20 protein-coding genes are annotated in these 25,403 nt (G+C 56.0%); 11 read left to right on the top strand and 9 right to left on the bottom strand.

Annotation, left to right across the window (positions count from 1 at the left end; genetic code table 11):
* Nucleotides 1-61 precede the first annotated feature (61 nt).
* From EYR88_RS05165 to EYR88_RS05150, 4 genes are all read right to left on the bottom strand, one after another.
* Nucleotides 62-1,513, bottom strand: coding sequence for an RNB domain-containing ribonuclease (locus EYR88_RS05165; RefSeq protein WP_131088630.1), 1,452 nt, complete (start codon nucleotides 1,511-1,513; stop codon nucleotides 62-64).
* A 121-nt stretch (nucleotides 1,514-1,634) separates the two neighbouring features.
* A complete protein-coding gene (locus tag EYR88_RS05160) occupies nucleotides 1,635-1,856 on the bottom strand; it encodes a DUF3107 domain-containing protein (protein WP_131088629.1) in 222 nt (73 codons plus the stop codon).
* A gap of 64 nt (nucleotides 1,857-1,920) precedes the next feature.
* Complete coding sequence (locus EYR88_RS05155; protein ID WP_131088628.1) at nucleotides 1,921-2,544, bottom strand: TetR/AcrR family transcriptional regulator; 624 nt, start codon at nucleotides 2,542-2,544, stop codon at nucleotides 1,921-1,923.
* Nucleotides 2,545-2,681: 137 nt separating this feature from the next.
* A complete protein-coding gene (locus EYR88_RS05150) occupies nucleotides 2,682-4,022 on the bottom strand; it encodes a glutamyl-tRNA reductase (RefSeq protein ID WP_131088627.1) in 1,341 nt (446 codons plus the stop codon).
* 146 nt (nucleotides 4,023-4,168) lie between these two features.
* Between EYR88_RS05150 and hemE the strand changes: the two genes are divergently transcribed.
* From hemE to hemL, 8 genes are all read left to right on the top strand, one after another.
* Complete coding sequence (gene hemE / locus EYR88_RS05145; protein ID WP_131088626.1) at nucleotides 4,169-5,224, top strand: uroporphyrinogen decarboxylase; 1,056 nt, start codon at nucleotides 4,169-4,171, stop codon at nucleotides 5,222-5,224.
* A 97-nt stretch (nucleotides 5,225-5,321) separates the two neighbouring features.
* Nucleotides 5,322-6,878 carry a protoporphyrinogen oxidase gene (hemG, locus tag EYR88_RS05140; RefSeq protein WP_165477280.1) on the top strand — a complete coding sequence of 519 codons (1,557 nt, stop codon included), beginning with the start codon at nucleotides 5,322-5,324 and terminating at the stop codon, nucleotides 6,876-6,878.
* Between the two features lie 97 nt (nucleotides 6,879-6,975).
* The gene (hemQ, locus tag EYR88_RS05135) at nucleotides 6,976-7,662 is read left to right on the top strand and encodes a hydrogen peroxide-dependent heme synthase (protein ID WP_131089795.1); all 687 of its coding nucleotides are present in this window, start codon (nucleotides 6,976-6,978) and stop codon (nucleotides 7,660-7,662) included.
* Complete coding sequence (locus EYR88_RS05130) at nucleotides 7,659-8,864, top strand: ferrochelatase (protein ID WP_131088624.1); 1,206 nt, start codon at nucleotides 7,659-7,661, stop codon at nucleotides 8,862-8,864. Before hemQ ends, EYR88_RS05130 begins: the two co-directional genes overlap by 4 nt.
* Nucleotides 8,861-9,835, top strand: a complete 975-nt coding sequence (gene hemC / locus EYR88_RS05125) for a hydroxymethylbilane synthase (RefSeq protein WP_131088623.1) — start codon at nucleotides 8,861-8,863, stop codon at nucleotides 9,833-9,835. The genes EYR88_RS05130 and hemC overlap by 4 nt, the downstream gene beginning before the upstream one ends.
* Nucleotides 9,836-9,845: 10 nt before the next feature.
* Nucleotides 9,846-10,664 (top strand): uroporphyrinogen-III synthase, encoded by an 819-nt coding sequence (locus EYR88_RS05120; protein WP_131088622.1) that lies wholly within the window; start codon nucleotides 9,846-9,848, stop codon nucleotides 10,662-10,664.
* Between the two features lie 20 nt (nucleotides 10,665-10,684).
* The gene (gene hemB / locus EYR88_RS05115; RefSeq protein ID WP_131088621.1) at nucleotides 10,685-11,668 is read left to right on the top strand and encodes a porphobilinogen synthase; all 984 of its coding nucleotides are present in this window, start codon (nucleotides 10,685-10,687) and stop codon (nucleotides 11,666-11,668) included.
* Between the two features lie 5 nt (nucleotides 11,669-11,673).
* The gene (hemL, locus tag EYR88_RS05110; RefSeq protein WP_131088620.1) at nucleotides 11,674-12,981 is read left to right on the top strand and encodes a glutamate-1-semialdehyde 2,1-aminomutase; all 1,308 of its coding nucleotides are present in this window, start codon (nucleotides 11,674-11,676) and stop codon (nucleotides 12,979-12,981) included.
* Between the two features lie 187 nt (nucleotides 12,982-13,168).
* Here hemL and EYR88_RS05105 read toward each other — a convergent pair whose 3' ends face one another.
* The 4 genes from EYR88_RS05105 to EYR88_RS05090 all read right to left on the bottom strand — a co-directional run bounded on the left by EYR88_RS05105 (nucleotide 13,169) and on the right by EYR88_RS05090 (nucleotide 16,720).
* Nucleotides 13,169-14,017, bottom strand: a complete 849-nt coding sequence (locus tag EYR88_RS05105) for a MetQ/NlpA family ABC transporter substrate-binding protein (protein WP_131088619.1) — start codon at nucleotides 14,015-14,017, stop codon at nucleotides 13,169-13,171.
* 111 nt (nucleotides 14,018-14,128) lie between these two features.
* On the bottom strand, nucleotides 14,129-14,794 hold the full coding sequence (locus EYR88_RS05100; RefSeq protein WP_131088618.1) for a methionine ABC transporter permease: 666 nt from the start codon (nucleotides 14,792-14,794) through the stop codon (nucleotides 14,129-14,131).
* A gap of 3 nt (nucleotides 14,795-14,797) precedes the next feature.
* Nucleotides 14,798-15,790 (bottom strand): ATP-binding cassette domain-containing protein, encoded by a 993-nt coding sequence (locus tag EYR88_RS05095; RefSeq protein ID WP_131088617.1) that lies wholly within the window; start codon nucleotides 15,788-15,790, stop codon nucleotides 14,798-14,800.
* Nucleotides 15,791-16,036: 246 nt separating this feature from the next.
* The gene (locus EYR88_RS05090) at nucleotides 16,037-16,720 is read right to left on the bottom strand and encodes a 3'-5' exonuclease (RefSeq protein ID WP_131088616.1); all 684 of its coding nucleotides are present in this window, start codon (nucleotides 16,718-16,720) and stop codon (nucleotides 16,037-16,039) included.
* A gap of 88 nt (nucleotides 16,721-16,808) precedes the next feature.
* Between EYR88_RS05090 and EYR88_RS05085 the strand changes: the two genes are divergently transcribed.
* From EYR88_RS05085 to EYR88_RS05075, 3 genes are read left to right on the top strand one after another with little or no spacing between them, the layout of a single operon-like run.
* Nucleotides 16,809-17,198 (top strand): MGMT family protein, encoded by a 390-nt coding sequence (locus EYR88_RS05085; protein WP_131088615.1) that lies wholly within the window; start codon nucleotides 16,809-16,811, stop codon nucleotides 17,196-17,198.
* Nucleotides 17,199-17,200: 2 nt separating this feature from the next.
* Entirely contained in the window at nucleotides 17,201-20,407 is a 3,207-nt protein-coding gene (locus EYR88_RS05080) for an ATP-dependent DNA helicase (RefSeq protein WP_131088614.1), read from the top strand.
* Nucleotides 20,404-23,721 (top strand): ATP-dependent DNA helicase, encoded by a 3,318-nt coding sequence (locus EYR88_RS05075; RefSeq protein ID WP_131088613.1) that lies wholly within the window; start codon nucleotides 20,404-20,406, stop codon nucleotides 23,719-23,721. Before EYR88_RS05080 ends, EYR88_RS05075 begins: the two co-directional genes overlap by 4 nt.
* A gap of 32 nt (nucleotides 23,722-23,753) precedes the next feature.
* Here EYR88_RS05075 and EYR88_RS05070 read toward each other — a convergent pair whose 3' ends face one another.
* A complete protein-coding gene (locus EYR88_RS05070) occupies nucleotides 23,754-25,121 on the bottom strand; it encodes a phosphotransferase (RefSeq protein WP_131088612.1) in 1,368 nt (455 codons plus the stop codon).
* Nucleotides 25,122-25,403: the final 282 nt, after the last annotated feature.

Below are 25,403 nucleotides of genomic sequence, written 5' to 3'. Positions count from 1 at the left end.
CGATCGGGCATCCTATTTTCTAATAGCCCAAGCATAACGGGTTCTAGTCAAAAACCTTGGGTTAGGAGTTTTGGGCCACGATTTCAAAGCTAATCTTTCGCTGTGTGGGATCAGCCTGGATCAACTTTGCGGTGACCAAAGTTCCCGGTTCGCCGTCTCCGGTGAAACTACCGGTGACCGGCAATTGCACTAGCTGTAGTTGTCCTTCGGCAGATTTCCCTTCGCCGCCGCGTGCACTTTGCACCACGATGGCTTGGAATTCTTCTCCAATACGGTTTTGTAGAAGTACTGCTTCCATCAGATCCAGCGCAGCCTTGTTGACCTTGTTGGCCGAAGCGGAGCTTGATTGCATCAGTTCTGGAAGCTGGTCCAGAGCGGTTTTCAGCTCATCAGGAATGCTCTGATTTGAGGTCAGCAAGCTGCAGGTGAGCAGTACAAAGCGGTCCACCAAGCGTCGCAGCGGTGCGGTGGTATGTGCGTAGGGCGCAGCCAAAGCGGCCTGAACGAGGTCGGTTTCGGGCTGACCATTAATAACTTGGTAGTCGGCCCCACGGAACAGTGATGCTGCGCGGTGCATAATCACCAGTTGTTGTGGGTCGCTGACATCTAGGGTGTGCAGGTATTGGCCATAGCTGATGCTCTGATCCCATGGATGACCTAGGAGCTGGGTTTGTGTGCGGAAGTCCGCTAACGCTTTGTCCTCGGGGGCAGACATGGTGCGAAGGATTCCGACGCCGGCATCGAGCATCAGCCGGGCTGCGGCAATGCCAGTCAACAAGGAGATCTGGGCGTTGTGATCTTCCAAAGGCAGAGGAACTCGGCTCACCAGCTTGTAGCCATCGTCCGTCGCCTCGACTTCTTGATCAGGCAGGGTCAGTGATGCGCCGCCGCGTAGCTGTTCCTGCTTGGTGCGCAGGGCGCCAATTTCGGCCAGTAACTCTAGCTGTTCGTTCCCGGAAGATTCGTCGAGGCTCTTTTGGGCGGAAACGTAGTCCAACTGCGCGCGGGATCTGATGCGTACCCGGCTCAGCTCAATCTCGCCAAGCGCGCCCTGAGTATCAAGGGTTATTCTCCAGTGGAAGGCGGGGCGAACCTGATCAGGTAATAATGAGCCTTGATCTTCAGAGATCAATGGTGGATGCAAAGAGATCTTACGGTGAGGAAGATAGTAAGTCTGTCCACGTTGGCGTGCTACCTCATCGAGCTTGCTGCCCAATTTAACAAACGCCGGTACATCCGCGATGGCATAGTTCACCACGTAGCCAGCTTCGTTCTTTTCCAGATACATTGCCTGGTCTAGATCCGTGGCACCTTCGGGGTCGATGGTGAAAAATGGCATGTCGGTGGCGTCGCGCTCTGGCAGTTCCAAGTCGGCCACGGCCGTCTCGGCTGCAGTGAGTGTCTGCTGATCAAAGGGCGCGGGAACTTCAAACTCGGTTTCAATTCCGAGCAACAGCTCGGCCAAGTCTTTGGTCGGTACTGGACGTGGGCTGCGGATACGTGGTTGAGTCACCCCTTAGCATTATCACAACACAGTGAACTAAGACACTATTTCGAAAAAAATGGCCGGTGTCCCGTCAACGGGAAACCAGCCATTCTTCGACAGGCGTCAAGCGCCTTGAATAATTTGTGTTCTACTGACCGAAGCCGACGCGGCGAACTTCTTCTGGGCCGATCTCAACGTAAGCGATGCCAGCAGAAGGCAGCAAAACCTCGCGGCCCTTTGGATCCTTAAGTGCCAAGACGGTGCCATCGGCGATGGCCTTAGCGACCTGCTCGTTCACTTCTGCGTTGCTGAGCTCGGATTCAAGTACAACTTCGCGGGCTACATTCTGAATGCCAATGCGGATTTCCATGATTGTCGCTGATCCTCTCAAACGATTTAGGTGTCCCGTATGGGTCCTCTGAAGACTAATTTAGCTAGTTTTCTTTGGGGAACTGTGAAATTCCGCGCCAAGCTAAACGCGAGATGAGATCTACGGCGGTTTCTTGGTCCACCGCATCATCGGTGGAAGCCCAATAACGAGCAGAAACTTGCGATAGGCCAGCCAGGGCTCGACCGGCAAGCAGGCCTTCAGCCTCGCTCATGTCGGTGTCCTGCACAACAACGCGGGCGATAGACGCAGCGAGCTTATTGTTGAAGCGTTCGATACGTCCGGCAATCAGCTGATCAGACAATACATCGGATTCAAAAATGAGACGGTAGGCCTGAGATTCGCCCTTGATGTAGCTGTAGTACGTGTTGATGGTGGCAAACACGCGCTGACGGTTATCGGTGGTGGAGCTGATGGCTTCTTCGAGCTTCTTGCTGAAGTCGGCTAAGTGAGAATCCAACAAAGCTAGGTAGAGCTCGCGCTTACCGGGGAAGTGTTGGTACAGCACTGGTTTGGATACGAGTGCCACTTCAGCGATTTCGTCCATGGAAGCGCCATGGTAACCGTGGGCAACAAAAACTTGATGGGCGGCCTGCAATAGCTGTCGGCGCCGTGCTTCACGGGGCATCCGCTGGGAGCGGGCACCTTTGCTATTTTCAAGTTCCGTCATGTCGAATCCGGCCTTTCCAGCTGCTGCGCGATGCACCGCCGATTCAATCTGGAAATTGAGCGCAGTGATCTACTTGGAAGTAGTATTCCATGCTTTGACTTGGAATGCAGAACTGTAAATCAAGAAACGAGGATTAATTATGCGGATTTTGATTCTTCGGTGACCGGGCAACTCGCAACCGGGCTCGCGGTACTTCGGACCGGCGGTACCTCAGCCAGTGGACTAACCTGTGGCTCGGATAGCTCTAATCCGTACAGGGTCTCCAACGCTGAGACGTATTCGTCGGTGCGTCCTTCGCCAGCTAATTCGCGGGCTCGTACGGTCGGAACATGCAGAAGCTGGCGGACCATACGACGCATTGCCATCTCTACTTCTTCAGCAGCTGCAGTACAACCATGCTGTGCGCGAACCTTGGCGATTTCCTGATCAAGGACGGCCTTGGTGTGCTGGCGCAGGGCCACAATCGCGAAATCTGCTTCACGCTCACGCTGAGCTGTAGCAAATTCGGTCGTGGCTTTCTTTACGATGCGACTAGCGGCGTGTACAGCCATAGCCTGCTCGGTGGGAGCAGCCATGCGGACCGATTCAAGGGTAATCAGTTCTGCGTCTGCCAGCTCAACCAAAGTTGGATCAAAGTCATGAGTTAGAGCCATGTCGATAGCGATCAACGGATGGTTTTTCACACGTAATGTTTCTAGCTCTGCACGCGAGATCTGGTGTCCGCCACCGGAACAACCAACAATCACGTCGGCTTCACGCAGTGCCTGGGGCAGAAGTTCATCGCTGAGCGGGAATCCTCCACGCTTAGCCGTGAAGTCAGCGGCACGGCCCGAATGCGAGTAAACAGAAACGCGCTTAACGCCACGTTCCTTCAGTAGAGCCATGGTTGCTCCGGCGTATGAACCGGTGCCGAAAAGCACAACGTCCTGTTCGGACCAATCGCGATCTCCGGACATCAGCTCTTCAGCTAGATCCAGTGCCACCGATACTACGGACTTGCCCTGAGTTCCCAGATCCGTATTCGAGCCGACATCCTTGGCTGCTCGGGTTGCGTTCTGGAACAAGCGGTTGAGGTTGCTTGTGGTGGTCTTTTCGGTTTGCGCTTGGGTCAGCGCTCGACGCACCTGGCCGGCGATTTCGCGTTCGCCAACAACGGCCGAGTCCAAGCCAGCGCCCACGGAGAAGAGGTGCTCAATGACCGGTTCACCTTCCAAGCTGGTCAGGTGGCGGGCCAAGAAGTCGGGGGAGAGGCTAGTGCTTTCTGCCAGTGCGTTCACCAGGTGATCGGTGGCGTCATCCACGTGGGATACGTCCGCATACACCTCGAAACGGTTGCAGGTTGCTAGAACGACGGCACCATTGATGGCCGCCGAACCGTTAACGGAGGCAGCTGCCAGCCCGTCGGCCGAAGCGCTAATTTGCGCGACGGTCTCAAGATCGAGCTGCGAATGCGAAGCGACAAGAGATAAGAAAACCACAGTGTCCCCAGAATAGGACGGAACGACCGAGCAAACAACGCAGGCGTGCCTAAATCGGGCCCTTTGGGTGGGTTAGGTTGCTCACCTTCGGCTGCTTGCGGACCTCCCGAATGGGCTTTAATCTCAAGACTTGGCAGAATTAGAGTATGACCCTGTCGCAGAACCATCCGATGCTCGATGGACGTACCCAAGATTCCGCTTTGATCCAAGCTTTGACGGGCAAAACTCCGTCGCACCATCCAGTGTGGTTCATGCGCCAAGCGGGGCGTTCCCTGCCGGAATACCTGAAGTTGCGTGAAGGCGTGAGCATGCTTGATTCATGCCTGGACCCAGCAATGGCCAGCGAAATCACCCTGCAACCGGTACGCCGACACAAGGTTGACGCCGGAATCTTCTTCTCCGATATTGTCATCCCACTGCGCTTGGCTGGAATCGGTGTAGACATCGTGCCAGGCGTTGGCCCGGTACTAGATACTCCTATCCGCACCGCGGAACAGGTCGCAGCACTTCCAGAACTCACCGAAGAGTCCTTGGAACCAATTCGTGAAGCTGTGCGCCTGACCGTTGCTGAATTAGGCTCCACGCCATTGATCGGTTTTGCCGGCGCACCATTTACCGTGGCCGCCTACATGGTTGAAGGCAAGCCAAGCCGCGACCACTTGGGTCCACGCACCATGATGCATTCAGAACCAGAAGTGTGGGAAGGACTCATGCGTTGGGCTGCCGACGCTTCAGGCAAGTTCTTGCGTGCACAGGTTGAAGCCGGGGCTTCTGCGGCTCAGCTATTTGATTCGTGGGCAGGTTCCTTGTCATTGCCTGACTATGAAAAGTTCGTCGCGCCTTATTCGTCGCAGGCTTTGGATTTCGTTCGTGACTTGGGTGTGCCATTGATTCACTTCGGCACCGGCACCGGGGAACTGCTAAGCGCTATGCGCGATATTGGCGTTGACACCGTGGGCGTGGATTACCGCATTCCACTGGATACCGCGATCGAACGGTTGGGCCAAGGCGTTTCGGTTCAGGGCAATATCGACCCTGCACTGCTGACCGCTCCATGGGAAGTGCTTGAAGCGCACGTGCGTGAAGTTGTTGAAGCTGGAAAGCAGGCCCGTGGACACGTAGTGAACCTGGGCCATGGTGTTCCGCCAACTACGGATCCAACTGTGCTGAGCAAAGTGGTAGAGCTCATTCACTCGCTGTAATTCAACGGGTCTAAGCTGGGAGTAGTGCCTTGGGCTTGTGCGTAATCCCGGTCCAAGGCAACCGCTTCAATGTGTGAAGGTAGAAGGTGCTAAGTACGTGAGCAAGGAATCATCGCCAGCTTCTGTAGAGCGTTCAGAGATCTCTTCGCAGTCGCCTGCCCACGCTTTGCGGTTGCTAGAAAAAGTACGCAAAGCCAATGAAACCCGACATAACAAACGCACTGCCACCGATGAGGCTAAGCCGAAGGCAGCACACGCGGTAGTTATCGGCGGTGGCATCGCAGGCCTGGTCGCTGCCCGAGATCTTCGTCAAACCGGATACGCAGTTACCGTCTTAGAAGCCAATGACAGCTTTGGCGGCAGCATGCGAACCACCGACGTAGCCGGACTGAAAATTGATGCCGGCGCAGAATCCTTTGCGGTACGTCAGGGTACGGTTGCCGCCTACCTAGATGAATTGGACCTGAGTGAAAAAATCGCTCAGACCTCGGGCCAGTCAGCCTGGTTGATTCAGGGGGACGAGCAAGAGATCGTGGCACACCCAATGCCTGCCACTGCCCTACTTGGCATCCCTGCGGATGTACGCACCGATGCTGTGCGCAACATTATTGGTCGCGCCGGCACAGTCCGTGCGGCTGCTGACCTGATCACGCCAATGAGCAAAAAGTGGGCTACCCAAAAACTTTCAGTGGCTGAAGTAGTGCGCACCCGTATGGGGCAAGCGGTTTTGGACCTGCTGGTCTCGCCGGTGATTAATGGCGTGTACTCCACCGACCCGGCTCAGATCTCTATTGACGCTGCCGCCCCTGGCCTGCGCCAAGCGATGCAGGAAACCGGATCGTTGGCCCGCGCGGTAGCTAAATTGCAGGCTTCAGCTCCTGCAGGTTCACGCGTGGGCGGACTTGAGGGTGGAATGTTTACCCTCGTTGAGTCACTCGTGAAGCAACTAGAAGACTCCGGGGCAACACTGGTTCGTAATTCGCCAGTCACTGCCGTCAGTTACGACGCTCATGCCCAGATCCCCTATACGGTAACTAGCCTTGGCCAAGAAATTCAGGCAGAGCGGGTCGTCATTGCCACACCGGCTGCACCTGCCTTAGAGCTGATTAACCCGCTGCTGGCTTCCGAGGCACAAATTAGTGCTGAGGACACGTCCAATTCCATTGCGCTAGCAATTTTGGTGGTGGACAAGCCTGAACTGGATGATGCACCGCGTGGTTCGGGAGTGCTGGTCAATAAGAACGCTCCACTGACCGCCAAAGCGCTGACCCATTCCACTGCGAAGTGGCCTTGGCTCGCAAATGAAGCTGGCCCTGGAACCCACGTGGTTCGACTGTCCTTCGGTCGTATCGGTGAGTCTGAGCCAGTGGTTGAATCCGGCAATGACGAAGCATTGATCGAGTTAGCTATCAAAGACGCTTCAAAGATTCTCGGTGTTCAATTGCATCGGGATGATGTCTTAGGAAGTTTCGTCTCGCGCTTCAGCGACATGGTGCCTTTGCAAGGTGAAGCCGCAGTGCAGCGTCGAGTCGACCTTGAACAAGCGCTGGCACCATTGGTCGGGCTTGATGTGGTTGGTGCCTGGATTTCCGGTACGGGCCTAGCCCGAGTGATCTCTCAAGCACGCCGCGCGGTGGCCATCAGCGCCCGCTAAGACTTCAGCAAGAATTTTGGATTCATCATCCATGAAAAGATCCGCAGAACAAGGAGAACATCACGTGAGCAACGCACCCGAGCACAATTCGCCCGTCATGAACGAACGCACGAATGCGGGAGAAAACCCAACTTTCTTCTACACGCTCTGGACCATCTTTAAGCGTTCCGAAATCGTTGAGCGCAGCGAAGGCGCAGCAACCGAGTTTGATGCGCTGATCGCAGAGCTGGCCACCGAAGGTGCCATCGTGCGAGGCATCTACGACGTCTCGGCCATGCGCGAAGACGCTGACATCATGGTGTGGGTCCACGGCCCATCTGCCGAGCTGCTTCAGGCTTCGCTGCGCAAGATCCGTCGCTCCGCGCTGCTGGAAGGCACAAAAATTGTGTACTCCACCATGGCTGTGCACCGCGAAGCAGAATTTGCTAAGAACCACTCTCCAGCTTTCGCCCGCGGCATCCGCGCCAAGGAATGGATGACGGTTTACCCGTTTGTTCGTTCCACCGACTGGTACACCATGGACCCAGCCGAACGTGGCAAAATGCTTCGTGACCACGGCATCCTAGGCCGCGAATTCCCTAACGTTCTGGCCAACACCGTCGCTGCGTTCTCCTTCGGTGACTACGAGTGGCAGATTTGCCTCGAAGCCGATGACATGATCGACCTTGTCGATATGATGCGTCACCTGCGCTACACCGAAGCCCGTCACCACGTACGTGAAGAAACCCCGTTCTACACCGGACGGAAGATCTCTGCTGCCGACGTGCTTGAGGTATTAAAGTGAGCCAGAGTTTTGATCCGCGCCAGGGATTCGACCAGAACGGTCAGATGATTCCTAAAGCGTATGATGCTTTGCTACTCGCCTCCTTTGGTGGGCCAGAAGGCCAAGACGATGTGCTGCCATTTTTGCGCAACGTCACCGGAGGCCGAGGTATCCCGGATGAACGCCTTGAAGAGGTGGCAGTTCACTACCGCAAAAATGGTGGTGTCTCACCGATCAACGGACAAAACCGTGAGTTGAAGGCCGCGCTGGAAGCCGAGCTGGCATCCCGTGGCATCAACCTGCCGGTGTACTGGGGTAACCGTAACTGGCACCCGTTTGTAAACGACACCTTGCAACAGCTGGCCGACGATGGTCACCGCAAAGTTCTGATGCTCGGCACCGGCGCCTACTCAGGGTACTCGGCCTGCCGACAGTACCGCGAAGACCTTGGCATGGGGCTGCTGGCCACGGGCCTAGACGGCGTGGTTGAAGTTGATAAGATCCGTCAGTTCTTTGATACTCCCGCTTTTGTTGAGCCTTTTGTTCAGAGCTTGCGGATTTCTTTGGCTAAGGTTCAGGCCCAGCTTGCTGAGGCTGGAAAAACTGACAAGCCAGTGAAGATCGTTTTTGTCACCCACTCCATTCCGATGGGGGATGCGCAGGCTGCTGGTCCGAAAGAAATTCGCGAAGCAAACAGCGAAAATCTCTACACCGCGCAGCACCGGGCCGTCGCGCAGTACATTCTTTCCCAGGTTGAAGAAGCCAAGGGATTGGACTACTCGTTGGTGTACCAGTCTCGTTCGGGTGCGCCGCACATGCCGTGGCTGGAACCGGATATCAATGACGCACTGGAAGAGGATGCTGCTGCCGGTGTCGGCGGTGTTGTTGTTGTACCGATCGGTTTTATCTCTGATCATATGGAAGTGCTTTGGGATCTAGATACCGAAGCCAAGGACACCTGCGCTCAGCTGGGTCTGGCCTTTGATCGTGTGGCCACCCCGGGTACCCAGCAACCTTTTGTTTCCGGTTTGGTTGACCTGATTGAAGAGCGTCTGCTCGGCGAAGATGGCAAGGCACGCCGGGCTGGTCGTGCCTCGGTGGTTCAGGGCGGTCCATGGTTTGATGTCTGCCGCCCAGGCTGCTGCGAAAAGCGGGCCTTGGACGGAACGCTGCGGCCAACTATTGCCGCCGTTGACTCTGAAGTTGGAGTGCCACAATCATGAGCGAATCGTTCCGAGTAGGTACTCGCGGTAGTGCGTTGGCCACCACCCAGACCGGTTGGGCTGCGCAGAAGCTCGCCGAAATTTCTGGTCTTGAAGTGCAGACCGTTCTGGTGAAAACCGAGGGTGACGTAGTGACCGGATCGCTGGCAACCCTTGGTGGTACCGGCGTCTTTGCCGCCGCTTTGCGCCAACGTCTACTGGATTCCGGATGCGACCTAGCCGTCCACTCACTCAAGGACTTGCCGACAGCGCAACCTGAAGGCTTGGTTCTGGCCTGCATCCCGGCCCGTGAAGATGTTCGAGACGCACTGTGCTCCCATGACTCACTGGGCTTGGATGATTTGCCGCAGGGCGCCAAGGTAGGCACCGGTTCTCCACGCCGAGCAGCCCAGCTCTTGGCCTACCGTAGCGACCTGCAGATTGTTGATATCCGCGGTAACGTCCCTACCCGTTTGGGTCGGGTCAAAGGCATCGGCGAGACCTTGGATGACGGCAGCGTTGGCCGAAGCACCCAGGGTGATTTGGATGCGGTCATTTTGGCCGCCGCCGGAATGCGTCGACTCGGGCTGGAAAGCTACATCACCGAGTACCTAGATCCCTCGATCATGTTGCCTGCCCCGGGCCAGGGTGCTTTGGCACTGGAAGTGCGTACCACCGGTAGCGGCCACCAAGCCTTGGATCAGGCCCTGGAATCATTTGATGATCTTCATACCCGAATGCAGGTTGTCGCCGAACGTTCCTTGCTTTCCACGCTAGAAGCAGGATGCGCCGCACCCATTGGCGCGCTGGCGCAGGTGGATGGTGCCGAGCTGGTGCTCGAAGCGGTGGCCTGCAACCCCGATGGATCTGAAGTGATGCGCCGTAGCGCTCGTACTTCCGCCGACTCCATCAACTCCGCTGTGCAGCTTGGCCGAGACCTGGCCGAATCCATGATTGCTGACGGCGCTGCCGTCGTTGCCGGTTTGGCCTGAACACCCGCTCATGACCTATCACGCCCTAATCCTGCGTAACCCGGCACGAGCCGAAGCTACGGTGCAGGAATTTGACCAGCTGGGTATCGCTTCGTGGTGTGCCCAGCTGATCGATACTATCTGGCCAACAGATCGTACGGAGCTAGTGCGCATGAGCGAGCAACTGCTTGCCGGTAAGTATCAGTGGTTGGTTGTTACCAGCCTGAATACGGTGCGAGTTGTTGATCAATTGATCGGGGAGCAGCGCTTACCGGCAAGTCTGCGTATCGCTTCGGTGGGTGAAAAAACCAGCCTTGCCATTAGCGAGCTCTGGGGGCGAGAAGTAGATTTTCAGCCCACACTGCAGTCAGCGGCAGGGATGCGAGACGAATGGCAGCCTGAAACTGATGCACACCTGTGCTACCCGCATGGGGACTTGGCCAGCCCCACCTTGGCGGACGCGCTTGCCTTGCTACCAGTGAGCGTGGATGAATTTGAAGCCTACCGCAGCGTCGCCGCGGGCAGCGGGGGAGTACCGGTAGATTCATCGGTGCCTACCCAGTCGCTGAATATTCTGCAGGCTGAGGCGATCAGTGAGAAACTGGAACTGATGGATCTGGTCGTTTTCTCGGCTCCCTCGGTGGCAAAACGCTTCGCAGAACTTGTTGCTGGCCCGCTGCCGCAAAGGATGCGAACCATTGCCATCGGTCAGCCCACGGCCAAGGCTATGGCCCGAGCATCCATCCCGGTGCATGCGATCGCCACCCAGCCGACCCCGCGTGGCCTAGCCGACGCGGCCAAAGATTTGCTGCTGCTCAACGGTACGACCGAAGCTGCAGATAGTAAGTAGTCAAGACAGAAAGTAGAGCTATGGGTTTCCCTGAGCACCGTCCTCGCCGATTGCGGCAGAATCCAGCCATGCGCCGTTTGGTGGCTGAAAATGAGCTGTCCGCTCGACAGCTGATTTTGCCAGCCTTCGTCCGTGAAGGATTTAGCAAGCCAAACGAAATCAGCTCCATGCCCGGCGTTGTTCAGCACTCCATGGACTCGCTGAAGGCTGCTGCCAATGACGCGGCAGAACGCGGCCTGGGTGGAATTATGCTCTTTGGCATCCCTGAAGAACGCGACGAAACCGGATCTGCCGGAATCGACCCACAGGGGATCTTGAATCAGGGTATTGCTGCGGTCCGCGCCGAGGTTGGCGACGAACTATTGGTCATGTCCGATGTGTGCCTGGATGAGTTCACCTCGCACGGCCACTGCGGTGTCCTTGATGCCAATGGCCAGGTGGACAACGATGCAACGTTGGACATTTACGCGCAGATGGCCCTGGCGCAGGCCGAGGCCGGTGCCCACATTTTGGCTCCATCGGGCATGATGGACGGTCAGATCGGTGTGATCCGCCAGGCCCTTGATCTAGCCGGACGCCAGAACATCGCGCTGTTGGCCTACAGTGCCAAGTACGCCAGCGCTTTTTACGGTCCATTCCGTGAAGCCGTAGACTCCCAGCTGGTTGGTGACCGCCGTACCTACCAGATGGACAGCGCCAACCGAAGCGAAGCCGTCATCGAGGCAGAGCTGGACATCGCCGAGGGCGCTGACATGATCATGGTCAAGCCAGCCATGAGCTACTTGGATATCGTGCGCGACATTGCAGATTTCTCCCCAGTGCCGGTCTCCGCTTACCAAATTTCCGGTGAGTACGCGATGATCGAAGCCGCCGCTGCCAATGGGTGGATCGATCGCAGGGGCGCGGTTCTTGAGTCCTTGCTTTCCATCAAGCGTGCCGGTGCCCAACAGATTCTCACATACTATGCAGCCGAAGTTGCCGGCTGGCTTAAGGAAGGTAAGTAAGACTGATGTCTAACTCAGAACAGCTCTTCGCCGAGGCCCGCGAGGTCATGCCTGGTGGCGTGAACTCGCCAGTACGCGCCTTCGGTTCAGTCGGCGGTATTCCACCATTTATGGTTGGCGCCAAGGGTGCTTACCTCACCGATGCAGATGGCAAGGAATATGTTGACCTGGTTTGCTCGTGGGGCCCAGCCTTGCTCGGCCACTCGCACCCAGAGATCCAAGCTGCGGTACACGCCGCCGTTGATCGTGGTCTGTCCTTTGGCGCGTCCACTCCGGATGAGGCCAAGCTCGGTCAGCTGATCAAGTCACGGATGGGCGGTGTAGACCGTGTGCGCATGGTTTCTACCGGTACCGAGGCCACCATGACCGCGGTTCGTTTGGCTCGTGGCTACACCGGTCGTGACCTGATCATCAAGTTCTCCGGTTGCTACCACGGACACCTGGACGGCCTGCTGGCTGATGCAGGTTCCGGACTGGCTACCTTGGCGTTGCCAGGTTCCGCTGGGGTTACCGCGGCCACCGCCGCAGAAACCCTGGTGCTGCCATACAACGATCGCACCGCCATTGAAGCTGCGTTCGCTGAGCATGGTGCCAATATCGCTGCGGTCATTACCGAATCAGCTCCATGCAACATGGGTGTGGTGACCCCTGAAGAGGGCTTCAACAAGTTTCTGAAGGAAACCACCGCCAAGCATGGCGCACTGCTCATCGTTGATGAAGTGCTCACCGGTTTCCGTGCTTCTTCCTCGGGCTACTGGGGCTTGACCGGAAAGGTCGAGGGCTGGACCGCAGACCTCTACACCTTCGGTAAGGTTATCGGCGGTGGCCTTCCTACTGCTGCGCTCGGCGGTCGTGCCGACGTCATGGACTACTTGGCGCCACTGGGTCCGGTGTACCAGGCTGGCACGCTCTCGGGCAACCCTGTAGCTATGGCTGCTGGTATCGCACAGTTGAGCAATGCGACCGAAGAGGTCTACGCGCACCTGACCAAGCAGTCTGATGCATTGCAGGCAGCTATCACCGAGGCGTTCAACGCCGAGGGCCTGAACCACTCGATCCAGCGTGCCGGAACGTTGTTCTCGGTTGCGTTCGGCACGGCCGAAAACGGCGTGCACAACTACGCTGATGCACAGGCCCAGGAAGTCTTCCGCTACGCGCCGTTCTTCCACTCCATGCTTGACTCAGGCGTTTACCTGCCACCAAGTGTCTTCGAAGCATGGTTCGTCTCGGCAGCTCACGATGATGCTGCAATGGAGAAGATCTTTGCAGCCCTTCCAGCAGCAGCCAAGGCTGCTGCCGAGGCGAAGGCCTAAACAAGAGTAATAGATCCCGGGGCAGGCGGAACCATATTTTCTGGTGCCGCCTGCCCCGGGCTTTCTTGTGCCCTGAAATCTTCTGATTATAGATTCTTCCGGAACGCAAAACAGCCCGAGTTCCGTGAGGAACTCGGGCTGTGGAATGCTTCGAACTAGGAGCGGTGCTCCTATTCAAAAGTGGAGATTAGAAAGCTGGGATGACGCTGCCGTCGGTCCAAGTCTTCTTGATGTAGGCGCGAACTTCATCGGAGTGCAAAAGCTCTTCAAGCTTCTTGATGGCGGCGGTGTCTTCGCCTTCACGCCAGGTCAGGAAGTTAGCGTTTGGGTTGTTGTCGCCGGATTCCTGAGCTAGCATCTCATCCTTGTTCAGCTTTGCCTGAACGATGAAGTTACCGTTGATCACAGCAACGCCAATGGACTTGTCGCTCTTGTAGTACTGAACTACCTGCTCAGCGTTGGCATCCTTGAGCTTGAGAGACAGAGGGTTCTTTTCCTTGTCGTCCTGGACGGTGAGGATTGAATCGTCATCAGCGATGTTCTTGAGCAGGCCAGCCGTTTCCAGAACACGCATGCCGCGGATCTGGTTTACTGGGTCGTTGTTCAGCAGAACGGTGGTGCCCTCGGTAACTTCCTTAGGATCCTTGAACTGCTTCGAGAAGACGGTCATTGGCTCTACGTGGATACCGGCACCGTGGGCGAACTTGTAGCCCTTTTCTTCGGTTTCAGTCTTCAGGTATGCCTCGGTCTGGAAGTAGTTGGCGTCCAGCGATCCATCTTCTAGCGAAGTGTTAGGCAGAACATAATCGTCGTATTCAACGACGTCCAGGTCGATGCCAGCATCCTTGGCTAGGTTCTCATCAACGAAGCGAAGAATGTCAGCCTGTGGAACTGGGCTGGCGCCTACCTTGATGGTGACAGGCTTTGCTGGGTCCAAGGTTGCATTCGCATCAGCTGATGGTGAGCTGCTACCGCAAGCGGTGAGTGCAAATGCGGTGGCAATGCCGGTGATTGCAAGTGTGAGCTTTTTACGCATAACTTGTCTTCCTTTGAGTTGGAGCCGTGGGGCTCGGTTGCGAGTGAGGATTGCCGTGTCATGACATAGTCCACGGCTCCACCGGTAGACCGATGGAAGTCTTTATTTGTTTTAGCGGTGATCGACTTTGCGGGCAATCAAGTCGCCAACGATCTGCACAAGCTGCACCATGATGACGATAACGATGATCGTGGTGATCATGATTGGCATGTTGTAGCGGGTGTAGCCGTAGGTGTAAGCCATGCGACCCAAACCGCCACCGCCGACCAAACCGGCCATTGCAGAGTAACCAATCAGCGTCACTACGGTTGTTGTAACCGCTGCGATGATGCCTGGCATGGCTTCGGGAACCAGTACCTTGCGGATGGTCTGCATTTTTGTAGAACCCATGACCAGCGCTGCATCAACCTTGCCGGAGGAAACGTCGCGAAGGGCGGTTTCCACTAGACGGGCGAAGAACGGAATAGTACCGATGGTCAGTGAAACCGAGGCAGCGATTGGGCCAATCGAGGTGCCAACCACCAAGGCGGAGAACGGAATCAAGGACACCATGAGAATGGCGAATGGAATCGAGCGGGTGATGTTGATGATGATTCCGGAAAGTACGACGTTCATCCAGCGAATTGGAGTCAATCCGCCCTTGCCAGTGACGTGAAGCAGAATGCCGAGAACTAGGCCAATAACGATGGTGATGACACCGGAGATAACAACCATCTCAAGCGTTTCAACGGTGGCGGTGCCCATGGCCTTGAGGACTGTTGGAGTAAAGAAATCCATGATCTACTTGGCTCCTTTCACGGTTACGGCGATGCCGTTGGAGGTCAAATGGTTCACGATGGCGTCCAAGTCCGCATCAGCGTTCAACTGCAAGCGCAGGTGCGCGTACTGCTGTTCACCAAGCTGCTCTACAGAACCGGCCAACACGTTTACATCAGTGTTGAACTGGCGAGCTACAGAAGAAATGACGGGCTCAGTGGCCTGCTGACCGGTGTAGAGCAGGTCCAGTACTGGGCCGGAACCTTCTGCGCGTGGTGCATCGCCTGGAAGTGGTAGCAACGTCGAGGCGAGGTTTCCGGTGGCGTTGGTGATGACCTGCTCAATGGAGCCGGTTTCAACAATCTTGCCGCGTTCTAGCAACGAGACAGAATCACAGGCCTGCTTTACCACGTGCATTTCGTGGGTGATGATCAGAACGGTGATGTTCAAACGGTCGCGGAGTTCTTTGACCAGTTCAAGAATCTCATCCGTAGTCTTAGGATCCAGTGCGCTCGTTGGCTCATCGCAGAGCAAAACGTCGGGGTCGGTCGTCAGGGCGCGGGCAATACCTACACGCTGGCGCTGACCGCCGGAAAGCTGTGATGGGTACGCCTTAGCGAACTGAGTCAAACCAACTAGTTCCAGTAGTTCAGCTACCTTGGCAGCAACCTGGTCCTTGGGGGTTCCAACCAATTCCAGTGGGTAGGCAACGTTTTGCTCGGTCGTGCGCGAGTCAAAAAGATTGGCGTGCTGGAAGACCATGCCGATGCGACGGCGAGCATTGCGCAGCTCGTTTGAACTGACGTTGGTCAGTTCTTGTCCGTTGACAGCTACGGTGCCAGAGGTTGGTTGGTCAAGCAGGGTCAAACAGCGAACAAGGGTGGACTTGCCAGCCCCTGAATGTCCGACGATGCCATGAATCTTCCCGGTGGGGACTTCAAGGCTGACACCATCAAGGGCAACAACATCTTTGCTGCCCTGCTGGTAGACCTTGCGCAGGTCACTAACTGTGATCACTAGGCGGGTTCCTTCAGTTCTCAAATGGGTAGAGAGAGTACCCTCCATTCAACCACCATCGAACTAAATCGCCCGAATAGGGCCGAAAATCGCCTCAAGATTCTTAGTCGAGAGTCATAAAGGTTGACATCTCGAAGATTGTTCTTCAAATTGTGACAGAAGATGAACTATTGACTTCCGCGGAATGACGCATCGGCACCTAAGGTATCTGTGACATCAGGCATAGGCGCTTGTCTTGTGTGTGAGTTACCTCTCCATGATGGGCCACGCACCGTCCACAACGGCTTCAGGCTTGGTCTTGCGCAAGTAAGTTTGGAAGCTTTCCGCCTGCTCGCGAGCCCAACCAATTTGCCATCCGTGAAGAACCTGCGGCTCGACGTGCAGCTGCGGGTAGCGCTCACCGATCTGTCGGGCCACCTCTACACAGGCAACCGCGTCAGCCAAGGAAGTGTGCGCGTTTTCTAGAACAACACCATAGAACTCGCAGGCCGCGCTCAACGTGCGCTTGCCCTTGCGGAACTTATCGACCTGCTTATCAATGATGAACGGGTCAATCACGTTGCCCGGGAAGAACGGTGGCAGATCATGACGCAGGGCCTCATTGTAAAGAACCGAAAAATCATAGGACGCGTTAAACGCGACGATCGGTGACTGCTCGGAGGCGAAAGACAACAGCTGGATGATTTCTTGAACAGACTGCTTGGCTGGTGCACCCTCAGCGCGAGCCTTTTCGGTGGAAATACCGTGAACCGCAGTTGCAGCTTCCGGGATCTCGACTTCAGGATTAACTAACCACTCACGACGGTTAACCACATTGCTCTGTGCATCTAAGAGCACCACTGATGCTGTAACGATCCGTGCGGTGTTTGTATCAACGCCGGTAGTTTCCAAGTCAAAGCCAATTGCAAGGCCCTTGTGCCATTCATTCATAGGCACAACGCTACAGGCTGAGAAGGACACAGCGGCGGCCACACGCGCATGTTGTGGATCAACGGCAGCTAGTTGGCAGAATAGGACTATGAATGAAGCTGGAGTTCAGGAACCAATCGAATATGGCCAGGCCGTCCATCAGCTGGCCCGATTGATTCCCGCGGGTGCAGTTCTGAGCTACGGCGATGTGGCCGAGCTGCTCGGCAGTGGTGGGCCTCGCCAGGTAGGCAAGGCGATGGCGCTGGCCCCTGGCGGAACGCCTTGGTGGCGTGTTTTGAGGGCTAACGGAAGTATCGCTGATCCGTTGATGCCTGTTGCGCTGGAACATTGGAATGAAGAAAAGCTGGCGCTTCCAGAGAAAAAAGTGGATATGAATAAGTTCCGGTGGAACCCAACCCCCGCTGCCTGGGATGAAATAGATATCCTCAGATCGTCGTTGGGCAACCCCAAAATGTCGGAAATGGATGATGAACTGTAACCATGGACGATGCACGAAGCGAACTTATGGCAGATCCCGAAAACATTGTGGATCAGCTTCAATTGGTGCGTACCCCGGTCTTAGTTACTGGTGCACCCGGTACGGGCAAAACTCGTGCGCTGATCGGCACCGCTGTTGCCCATCTGGATGCCGGCTTGGACCCGCAGTCCCTACTGATTATCGCGCCAACCCGTATGACGGCCGCTTCAATCCGTGATGAGCTAAGCCGACGTGCTGAACAGACCTTTACCGAACCGGTTGTTCGTTCATGGTCCTCCTACGCTTTTGATCTCATTAGACGCGCAAGAGTGGAAGGGCTATTGCCGTTCCTAGAGCGTCCGCCAAGATTGCTCTCTGGTCCCGAGCAGGACACCTTGATTGGGAACTTGCTTGAGGGACATTCCCAAGGACTGACTCTTGGACCGCAGTGGCCCGAGGAACTAGAACTAGCCGTTGAGACTCGTGGATTCCGCAAAGAGGTCCGTGAATTTTTTGACCGAGTCTCAGAACTTGGACTAGAACCTGCCGACGTTGAGCGCTTAGGTGAACAAGCTCAGCGGCCTGAATGGCTGGCAGCTGCAGGTTTTTATCAGGAATACAGGGATCTTCTAGATCTGGGAAGTGCCGAGGCTTTTGACCCGGCAGGGCTAATCACCCGCGCTGCCGAAATTCTTGAAGATAACCAGTCGTTCCTTCATGCCGAACAAGATCGGCTCCAATTGGTGTTGGTAGATGACTTGCAAGAAGCAACACTGTCACAGCATCGGCTTCTAGCGCTTCTGGGCAAGGACCGGGCATTAGTTGCGTTTGCCGCGCCCGACAGCGTAGTTCAGGGATTTCGTGGTGCACGCACCGATGAATTGCATCGATTTGAACAGAACTACACCAGCTCTACAACAGTCACCTATATTGAACTGACCCACGGATATCGAATGTCTGCCCTGATCACGCAGGCTTGGCAACGAATTGTACGTCGTGTACCCGTAGCCGCTGGCAGTCGTGGGCGAACGATTGAGCCACCGCAGAGTAGCGCCACCGATGTCTGTGTTGCCTTGACCTTTGAAAACTCAACGCTGGAAGAACGCTTCATCGCCCAGCGCATCGTTCAGCTCAACCTCTTTGAAAACCGCAGTCTCTCCGAGATGGCAATTGTTGTCCGTAACGGTTCCCAAGTCCGTTCCTTTAGCCGTTTCCTAGAAGGACAGGGAATCTCGGTCCAAATCCCACCGGCAGAGATTCCGCTTAAGGACGAGGGGGCGGTCCGTCCGCTACTGGACCTACTAGAACTGGCTCACAACAACTCCGTTGCTGACGATCCGTTGCTGATGCAAAACCTGCTGTTATCGCGTTACGGCATGAGCACGGCACTGGAAATCAGACGCCTGCGCCAGCTGCTACGCCAGCGCGAAGCCGCCAACGGTGGACGGCGTTCAAGCCAAGAGTTGCTTGAAGCCTGCCTCCAAGAACCAGAGCTGGCAGCTGAGCTAGGCAAGCCGGCCTTCGGACTTCAACGTCTGCTGAAAATGTACACAGCGCTAAATACCGAACTAGCGTCAGGCACCGCAACTCCCGAAACTGCGTTGTGGTCCATGTGGGAAGCCTCCGGTCGAGCCCAAGCATGGCGCGACGAAGCACTTGGTACAGGGAACTCAGCGCGTAGAGCAGACCACGACCTCGACGCCGTACTCTCGCTATTCCAAGCAGCAGAGCGATTTGTGGATCAGCTGCCAGGCGCCAGCGTGCCGCAATTTATTGACCACATCCTGAACCAGGATCTGCCGATGGACTCCTTGGCTACCCGCGCCGCGGGCGGCAACACGGTGACCGTGCTGACCACCGCTGCTGCCGCGGGCAGGCAATGGCCAGTGGTGTTTATCCCCGGTCTGCAAGAGGGGTCGTGGCCTAACCTGCGTTTGCGTGGTGAGTTATTAGGATCCAACGCCCTCGCAGACGCTGCCGAACATGGGGTCGGTTTCCTTACCACCCGCACACCCACACATTTGGTCCGCCAAATTCGCAATGACGAGTTGCGCAGCTTCAGCAACGCAGTTTCGCGAGCTTCAGAACAATTGATTTGCACGGCTGTCGATAACGAAGACAGTCAACCATCTTCCTTCCTCGACCTAGTTGAACCACCGGGGCCCGACGGACGGGAACCCACATCGGTGCCGCGTATCCGTTCGCTGTCCACACTGGTGGCCCAGCTACGCAAGAGCGCTGAACAAAGCAAGGCCGCACTGCTCGGTGCGATTGCTGCCCCAGAGGGAACTGACCCCCAAGCCCAGTACCAAGACGCGGTACAAGTTTTAGCGTTGTTGGCCGGAACCCAACAGCCTGTACGTGGCGCACGTCCAGATCACTGGTGGGGACTACGCCCGTTGTCTTCCAGCGCACCGGTGGTGCCAGAAGATCAGCCGCGCCGTGTCTCGCCGTCCAAAGTTGAAACCCTGGTTAAATCACCGCTTAACTGGTTTGTGCAAAGCGCCGGCGGCACAGCAGCACACGACTTTGCCGCATCACTCGGTACCCTCATCCACTCCATTGCAGAAGAGCACCCAGACGCCAGCGGACACGAATATCAACAAATCCTTGAGCAGCGTTGGCCAGAACTTGAAAAGCTCGATAACTGGGAAGGGCAACGAGACTTTGACCGCGCTAGCGACATGCTCAAGAAATTTGCCCAGTACTGCATTTCCATGCGGCAAGAAGGTAGAGAACTGGTGGCACGGGAGATGCCGTTCCAAATTGAAGTACCAACGCAAGATGGCACAGCGGTGCAGCTGCGAGGCATCATCGACCGTGTCGAGGCAGATTCGAACGGAAAAGTAACGGTCGTTGACCTGAAAACCGGATCGATGGCACCAAGCAAAAATGACACCTTGGAACATCCGCAGTTAGGCGTGTACCAAACAGCAATCCAGCTCGGGGCCCTACAAGAAAACCCGGACACTCAAGAGTTGTCCAACCAGCCTGCGGGAGCTTCATTGGTCTACGTCGGCACCAAAACCAAAAGTCCCACCATTCGAGAACAACCTTCCCTTGATGGCGAAGACTGGGCGAAAACCTTGATCCTTGAGGCCGCCGAGCTCATGGGGCACAGCGAGTTCATTACTCGCCACGTTGCAGGTGCCGCAGGAATCCTCGGCAACTGCACCCTGCCCGAAGTCTGCCCCCTCTGCGCCGAAGGACGACAGGTCACCGAACCATGAGCAACATCAAATACACCCCCGAAGAATTGTCCCTAGCCTTAGGCGAGAAGTTCCCACCCACTGGGCAGCAGGCTGAAATTATTGCTGCCCCGTTGGAGCCCATGCTGGTCATCGCCGGCGCAGGCTCAGGCAAGACCAAAACCATGGCGGACAAAGTTGTCTGGTTGGTCGCCAACCAGTTGGTGCGTCCCGAGCAAATTCTCGGCGTCACGTTCACCCGCAAGGCTGCCGGGGAACTCTCCGTTCGTATCCGCGCAAAAATTGCGCAGTTGGTAGCTACTGGACTGCTCAGCGAAGAAGAAACTCGAGACTTCCTTGACCCAGCCGTTTCCACCTATCACTCCTATGCCAACACCCTGGTACAGGATCACGGATTGCGTCTTGGACTAGAAGAAGACAGCGCACTACTTGGCGCAGCACAGTCCTGGCAGCTGGGGCATACAGTCCTTGAAAAGTACACGGGGGACTACCACCACCTCAATAGCGCCACGAGCACTCTGATCGACGCCATTGTTTCCTTCAGCTCCGAAGCTTCGGAGCACTTGGTCACCGCACCTGAAGCTCATCAATGGATTGATGATCTGGTTCTAAGATTGCGCGCTCTGCCGATGGACGCCGAAAAGGACAAGGCGCCGACTCAGGTAGCACTCAAACTCATCGACAAGCTTGCCTCCCGCGCCACTATTGCAGAGCTTGCCGAGGAATACACGCGCGAAAAGAAAAAGCTCGGGGTGATGGACTACGGGGATCTAGTCGCTCACGCAGCACGGATTGCCCAGGAGGTCCCTGCCGCTGCGCTCGCCGAAAGGGCTAGCCACAAGGTTGTCCTGCTCGACGAATTCCAAGATACTTCCCATGCCCAAATGGTGCTGTTCTCGCAGCTTTATGGCAAGGGACATCCGGTCACTGCGGTGGGGGACCCTAACCAATCAATTTATGGTTTCCGTGGAGCTAGCGCCGGTCAGCTTTTTAGATTCCCAGAAACATTCCCCATTGTTCGCGGTGAAGAGCACCAAATTGCCCACGTGAAGCATCTGACGATTGCTTGGCGCAATACCGTCAACGTGCTTTCTGCTGCTAACCAAATCACTGCCGGTGGATCGCCACACACCGGCCCGGTCACCGTTAAGCCATTGGAACCCTCTGCCTTTGCGCAGCCTGGTCGAGTCATTCTCAATCGTTGCGCGACAGTTCGCCAAGAAGCTGAAGCCATTGCTGATCAGATCATCTCGGAATCAAGAAAAGCCGTAGATGAGCCCAAAACGAGCGCAGTACTTTCGCGTAATCGAAGTCAGTTGAGCATTATGGGTGAGGTCCTCGCTGAGCGGGGTATCGCCTATCAGCTGGTGGGCCTATCTGGACTATTGAGCACCCCCGAGGTTACGGATCTGGTTGCATGCTTGCACGTACTGGTAGACCCGTTACGTTCGGACAAGCTCATGAGGCTACTTTCAGGGGCTAGATGGCGTATTGGAACTGCTGATCTGGCAGCCTTTGCTGACTGGTCACGTCAATTAGAACGACGCAGAGCCAAGGGACTTAGGCCAGCGGAAGTCTCTGACGAAGCAACTGGAGCACAGGAGATCGTCGAAGAGTCAGCGCGTGCTGAACTTAATGACGCAGCTAGCCTCATTGAAGCGTTGGACTTCCTTCCTGCCGAGGGATGGCAGAGCGCCGATGGTCGTAGCTTGAGCGCCGAAGGTCGATTACGGCTTACCTCGCTAAAAGAAGAACTAGCTGCCTTGAGATTGATAGCCAACGATGACTTGGAAACCCTCATCCGTGAGGCCGAACGGGCCATGAATCTAGATATTGAGGTGGCCGTACGTCCGTGGGTTGATCTAGCTTCAGCGCGGGCAAACCTGGACGCATTTGCTGACGTAGTCCGTGATTATTCTCGGAATGCACCCCGCGTGGAGCTGGCAGGATTCCTGTTGTGGCTAGAACAAGCCGCTGAGAAAGAAAAGGGACTGCCGCTTCCGAGTGAAGACGCTGACCCGCTCGCCGTCCAGTTGCTCACCGTGCATGCTTCGAAGGGCCTGGAATGGGACATCGTGGCCGTCATGTCCCTGAATGACGGTGTCTTCCCAGGAGCCAAATCAGATCGCTGGACTAGCGGTGACAAGGCTCTACCGTGGGAGCTGCGCGGTGACGCCAAGGATCTGCCTCAATGGGATACGGACCAACCAGCACTGAAGGAATTGCTGGAAGCAGAGTCCATTTTTAAAGACAAAGTTGAGGACCACCACGTAGCTGAAGAGCGGCGCTTGGCCTACGTAGCGGTAACGCGTGCTAAATCATTGCTCATCTGCAGTAGCAGCATTTGGACTGCCACACGAAGCAAGCCGACCGAACCGTCGCAGTTCTTTTCGGCTTTAGTCCCGTTGGCCGAAGGTAACGATCCCAAGGCAGAAATTGGTGTCTGGGTTAAGGACGAAGACGCTCCGGAACAAAATCCCAGCAGACTGACACCCTTGGAAGCCTTATGGCCTTACGATCCGTTGGAAGGACCACAGATTACCGGCGGTATGAACCGCACCGAATTCCCTTACTCGCGCCGCGAAGTCATGCAGGAAATTGCTCAAGACGTGCTCAAGGAAAGCGAGCAGTCCCAGTTGCTGACCGAAGAGGGGCAACAATGGGCGGATGAAGCGCGCAGGCTGCTTGCCCAGCGTGAATTCCTGTCCAATCGCGAACGGCGAGTTGAAGCACCCGAGCACGTCCGGGCCTCGCTATTTGTTGAGTTGGCTGAAGACCCGGTTTCGGTTTTGGAAAATCTCAGGCGCCCGGTACCGCGGCGTCCGGGACTTGCAGCGCGCCGAGGAACTGCCTTCCACGCGTGGATTGAGGAGTTCTACGAAAAGACTTCTATGTTGGATCTCGGCGAGATTGTCGAGCCCGCGGATGACTATCTTGACCAGGCTCTGGACTTGGAGTCCATGAAAGAGGCATTCCTGGCCAGCGAATGGTCGCAACTTCAACCGGCCTATGTGGAAGTACCCTTGGAAACCCGTGTCGGTCCGGTGGCCGTTCGAGGCAGGATCGACGCGGTGTTCCAGATGGAAGACGGCACGTGGTTGCTACTCGATTGGAAAACTGGGCGAGTTCCGCATGGGAAGGACCTGAAGAGCAAACTAGTTCAGCTGGCGGTGTACCGACTCGGCTGGTCCCGTCTTCACGGCATCGCATTAGAAGATATCAAGGCTGCGTTCTACTACGTAGCCGCCGGGATGACCATTCGTGCAGAACACCTCTCGGACGAAGCTGAACTCGAAGCGATGATCACCAACGCATTCGAGCAGCTCGACCGCTAGAGCCTGGCGACGCCAGAAGTGTCTTTGAAAGACTACTTCTTGGCGTCGTCTGGCAGTTCTGGTTCTTCTTCTTCTTCGACTGGCTCAAGCTTGGAGACGCGTGGAGCTACACCAGAGTCTTTAGACTCTTGATCTTCCTCCGGCTTGCTTTCTTTGGAGACTGACTCGGATTCACTCTTATCAGTGTCCTTTGCCGACGACTCAACAGCTGGTTTCGAAGCTGCTACCCCAGCACCAGTACCTTCAGCTGCCGGCTTCGCGAGACCCGTCGGCTGTGAAGTAGTGGCCTGATCTTCTGAATCCGAGAGCGCTGAGACCTTAGAAGTATTAATTCGTGGAGTTGTCGTGTCGTTGATGGCCACCGGAGCAGGAACCGATTCTTCTTCAGTCGAAGAATCCTGGACCTGCAGAGCTGGCTTCGCAACTTCAGCCGCAGGCTCCGCAGCAAGGGGACGTGGAGCTTCAACTACCGAAAGTGGCTGGCCACCGAACTCGGCGATGTTGTGATCCAATTCGCGAAGCATTTCGTCTGCTTCAGCAATGCGCTCAGGATCCTTGGAATCCAACGACTTCACTAGCCACTGAGCCAACGCAAATTCGGCGGCTAAAGCAGCACGACGCATGATGTGTGGATCTGCAGCCTTGCCGCGAGCTTCCATGTATGAGGAAAATACTCGGTCAGTAAAGCTCTGGTCTTCGATGGCAGACAACCATGCAAAATCATCGGCAGGGTCACCAACATGCAAATCAGTCCACCCCTTGACGGCGGTGATGCTGGAATGCGAAATCTGTAGTTGTTCCTCGTCAAATGCACCGTGCACAACGGCAGAATTGAAGCGCCAAAGCGCAACGTCTTCCATCGCGTGTTCCCAACGACGCAATAGACCGCTCGGAACCTTGCCGGTAGCAGCTGCGGTGTCTAATTCGTTGAGCTTGCGCTGTCGAATCTCATCAGCGGTGTAGGTGGGTAGGCCAGCAACTTCAACAGCTTCGTCTGGAATCTGATGTATTGCTGCCATGCACTGGCCCAGGGCCTTGGCTAGGTTGCTGCCCTTATCGACCAGCTCATCAAGTGTTGGCACACGTCCGGGCATGTCTTTGTAGACGAAGGTGCGCAGCGTGCCCTGACGGACGGTACCGGCCACCGAGGGAAGCGCAAATGGCAACGACGTACGAACTTTGGCAGAGAAGGCCCGTAAAGCGGAAAGTTCCGCTTCCAAGCGCATGCTTGCTTCATCGTGTTTTGGGGAGCGGACGCGCCAGCGGTGCTTTGCCGCATCGACAATCAGCGCTGAATCAAAATCTTCTGCGTCGTCTGACAGCGCCGCGAAACCAACCGGAGCTAATCCGGGTACGGCGGCTGTTGCAATTGCGGCGAGTTCCATGGCAGAGCGTTTCACATGTTCCACCGTATGCGAGATCGTGACCTTAGCGCTTGAATGACGCACAGAATATGGTGGGATTCACCGCGAACGTTCAGAGTCGAGGGTGATTCTTCTCCATCGTGGCTATCCACACCCGGTTTGAAGTAGGTCAGGTGCAAGGCAAGTGGACTAGATTAGAAGTATGGCCTTGGCAGACAAGTATCGAACTCCTTTAACCGGACTACCTTTTGCAAGTTCGCTCATTGAGCGTCCATTGACAGAACAACCGAATCCGGATCTTCTACGGGAAAAGCTTGC

Source organism: Arthrobacter sp. S41, from assembly GCF_004320535.1.
Lineage (GTDB): Bacteria > Actinomycetota > Actinomycetes > Actinomycetales > Micrococcaceae > Glutamicibacter.
The sequence above is the reverse complement of the archived record's forward strand: the minus strand, read 5'-3'. Positions and strand labels throughout refer to the sequence as shown.

Excerpts from the sequence above, each read along its gene's own strand:
- EYR88_RS05160 (WP_131088629.1), bottom strand. The coding sequence starts at position 1,856 with ATGGAAATCCGCATTGGCATTCAGAATGTAGCCCGCGAAGTTGTACTT.
- EYR88_RS05155 (WP_131088628.1), bottom strand. The coding sequence starts at position 2,544 with ATGACGGAACTTGAAAATAGCAAAGGTGCCCGCTCCCAGCGGATGCCC.
- hemE (WP_131088626.1), top strand. The coding sequence starts at position 4,169 with ATGACCCTGTCGCAGAACCATCCGATGCTCGATGGACGTACCCAAGAT.
- hemQ (WP_131089795.1), top strand. The coding sequence starts at position 6,976 with ATGAACGAACGCACGAATGCGGGAGAAAACCCAACTTTCTTCTACACG.
- hemC (WP_131088623.1), top strand. The coding sequence starts at position 8,861 with ATGAGCGAATCGTTCCGAGTAGGTACTCGCGGTAGTGCGTTGGCCACC.
- EYR88_RS05120 (WP_131088622.1), top strand. The coding sequence starts at position 9,846 with ATGACCTATCACGCCCTAATCCTGCGTAACCCGGCACGAGCCGAAGCT.
- hemB (WP_131088621.1), top strand. The coding sequence starts at position 10,685 with ATGGGTTTCCCTGAGCACCGTCCTCGCCGATTGCGGCAGAATCCAGCC.
- hemL (WP_131088620.1), top strand. The coding sequence starts at position 11,674 with ATGTCTAACTCAGAACAGCTCTTCGCCGAGGCCCGCGAGGTCATGCCT.
- EYR88_RS05105 (WP_131088619.1), bottom strand. The coding sequence starts at position 14,017 with ATGCGTAAAAAGCTCACACTTGCAATCACCGGCATTGCCACCGCATTT.
- EYR88_RS05100 (WP_131088618.1), bottom strand. The coding sequence starts at position 14,794 with ATGGATTTCTTTACTCCAACAGTCCTCAAGGCCATGGGCACCGCCACC.
- EYR88_RS05090 (WP_131088616.1), bottom strand. The coding sequence starts at position 16,720 with ATGAATGAATGGCACAAGGGCCTTGCAATTGGCTTTGACTTGGAAACT.
- EYR88_RS05085 (WP_131088615.1), top strand. The coding sequence starts at position 16,809 with ATGAATGAAGCTGGAGTTCAGGAACCAATCGAATATGGCCAGGCCGTC.
- EYR88_RS05080 (WP_131088614.1), top strand. The coding sequence starts at position 17,201 with ATGGACGATGCACGAAGCGAACTTATGGCAGATCCCGAAAACATTGTG.
- EYR88_RS05075 (WP_131088613.1), top strand. The coding sequence starts at position 20,404 with ATGAGCAACATCAAATACACCCCCGAAGAATTGTCCCTAGCCTTAGGC.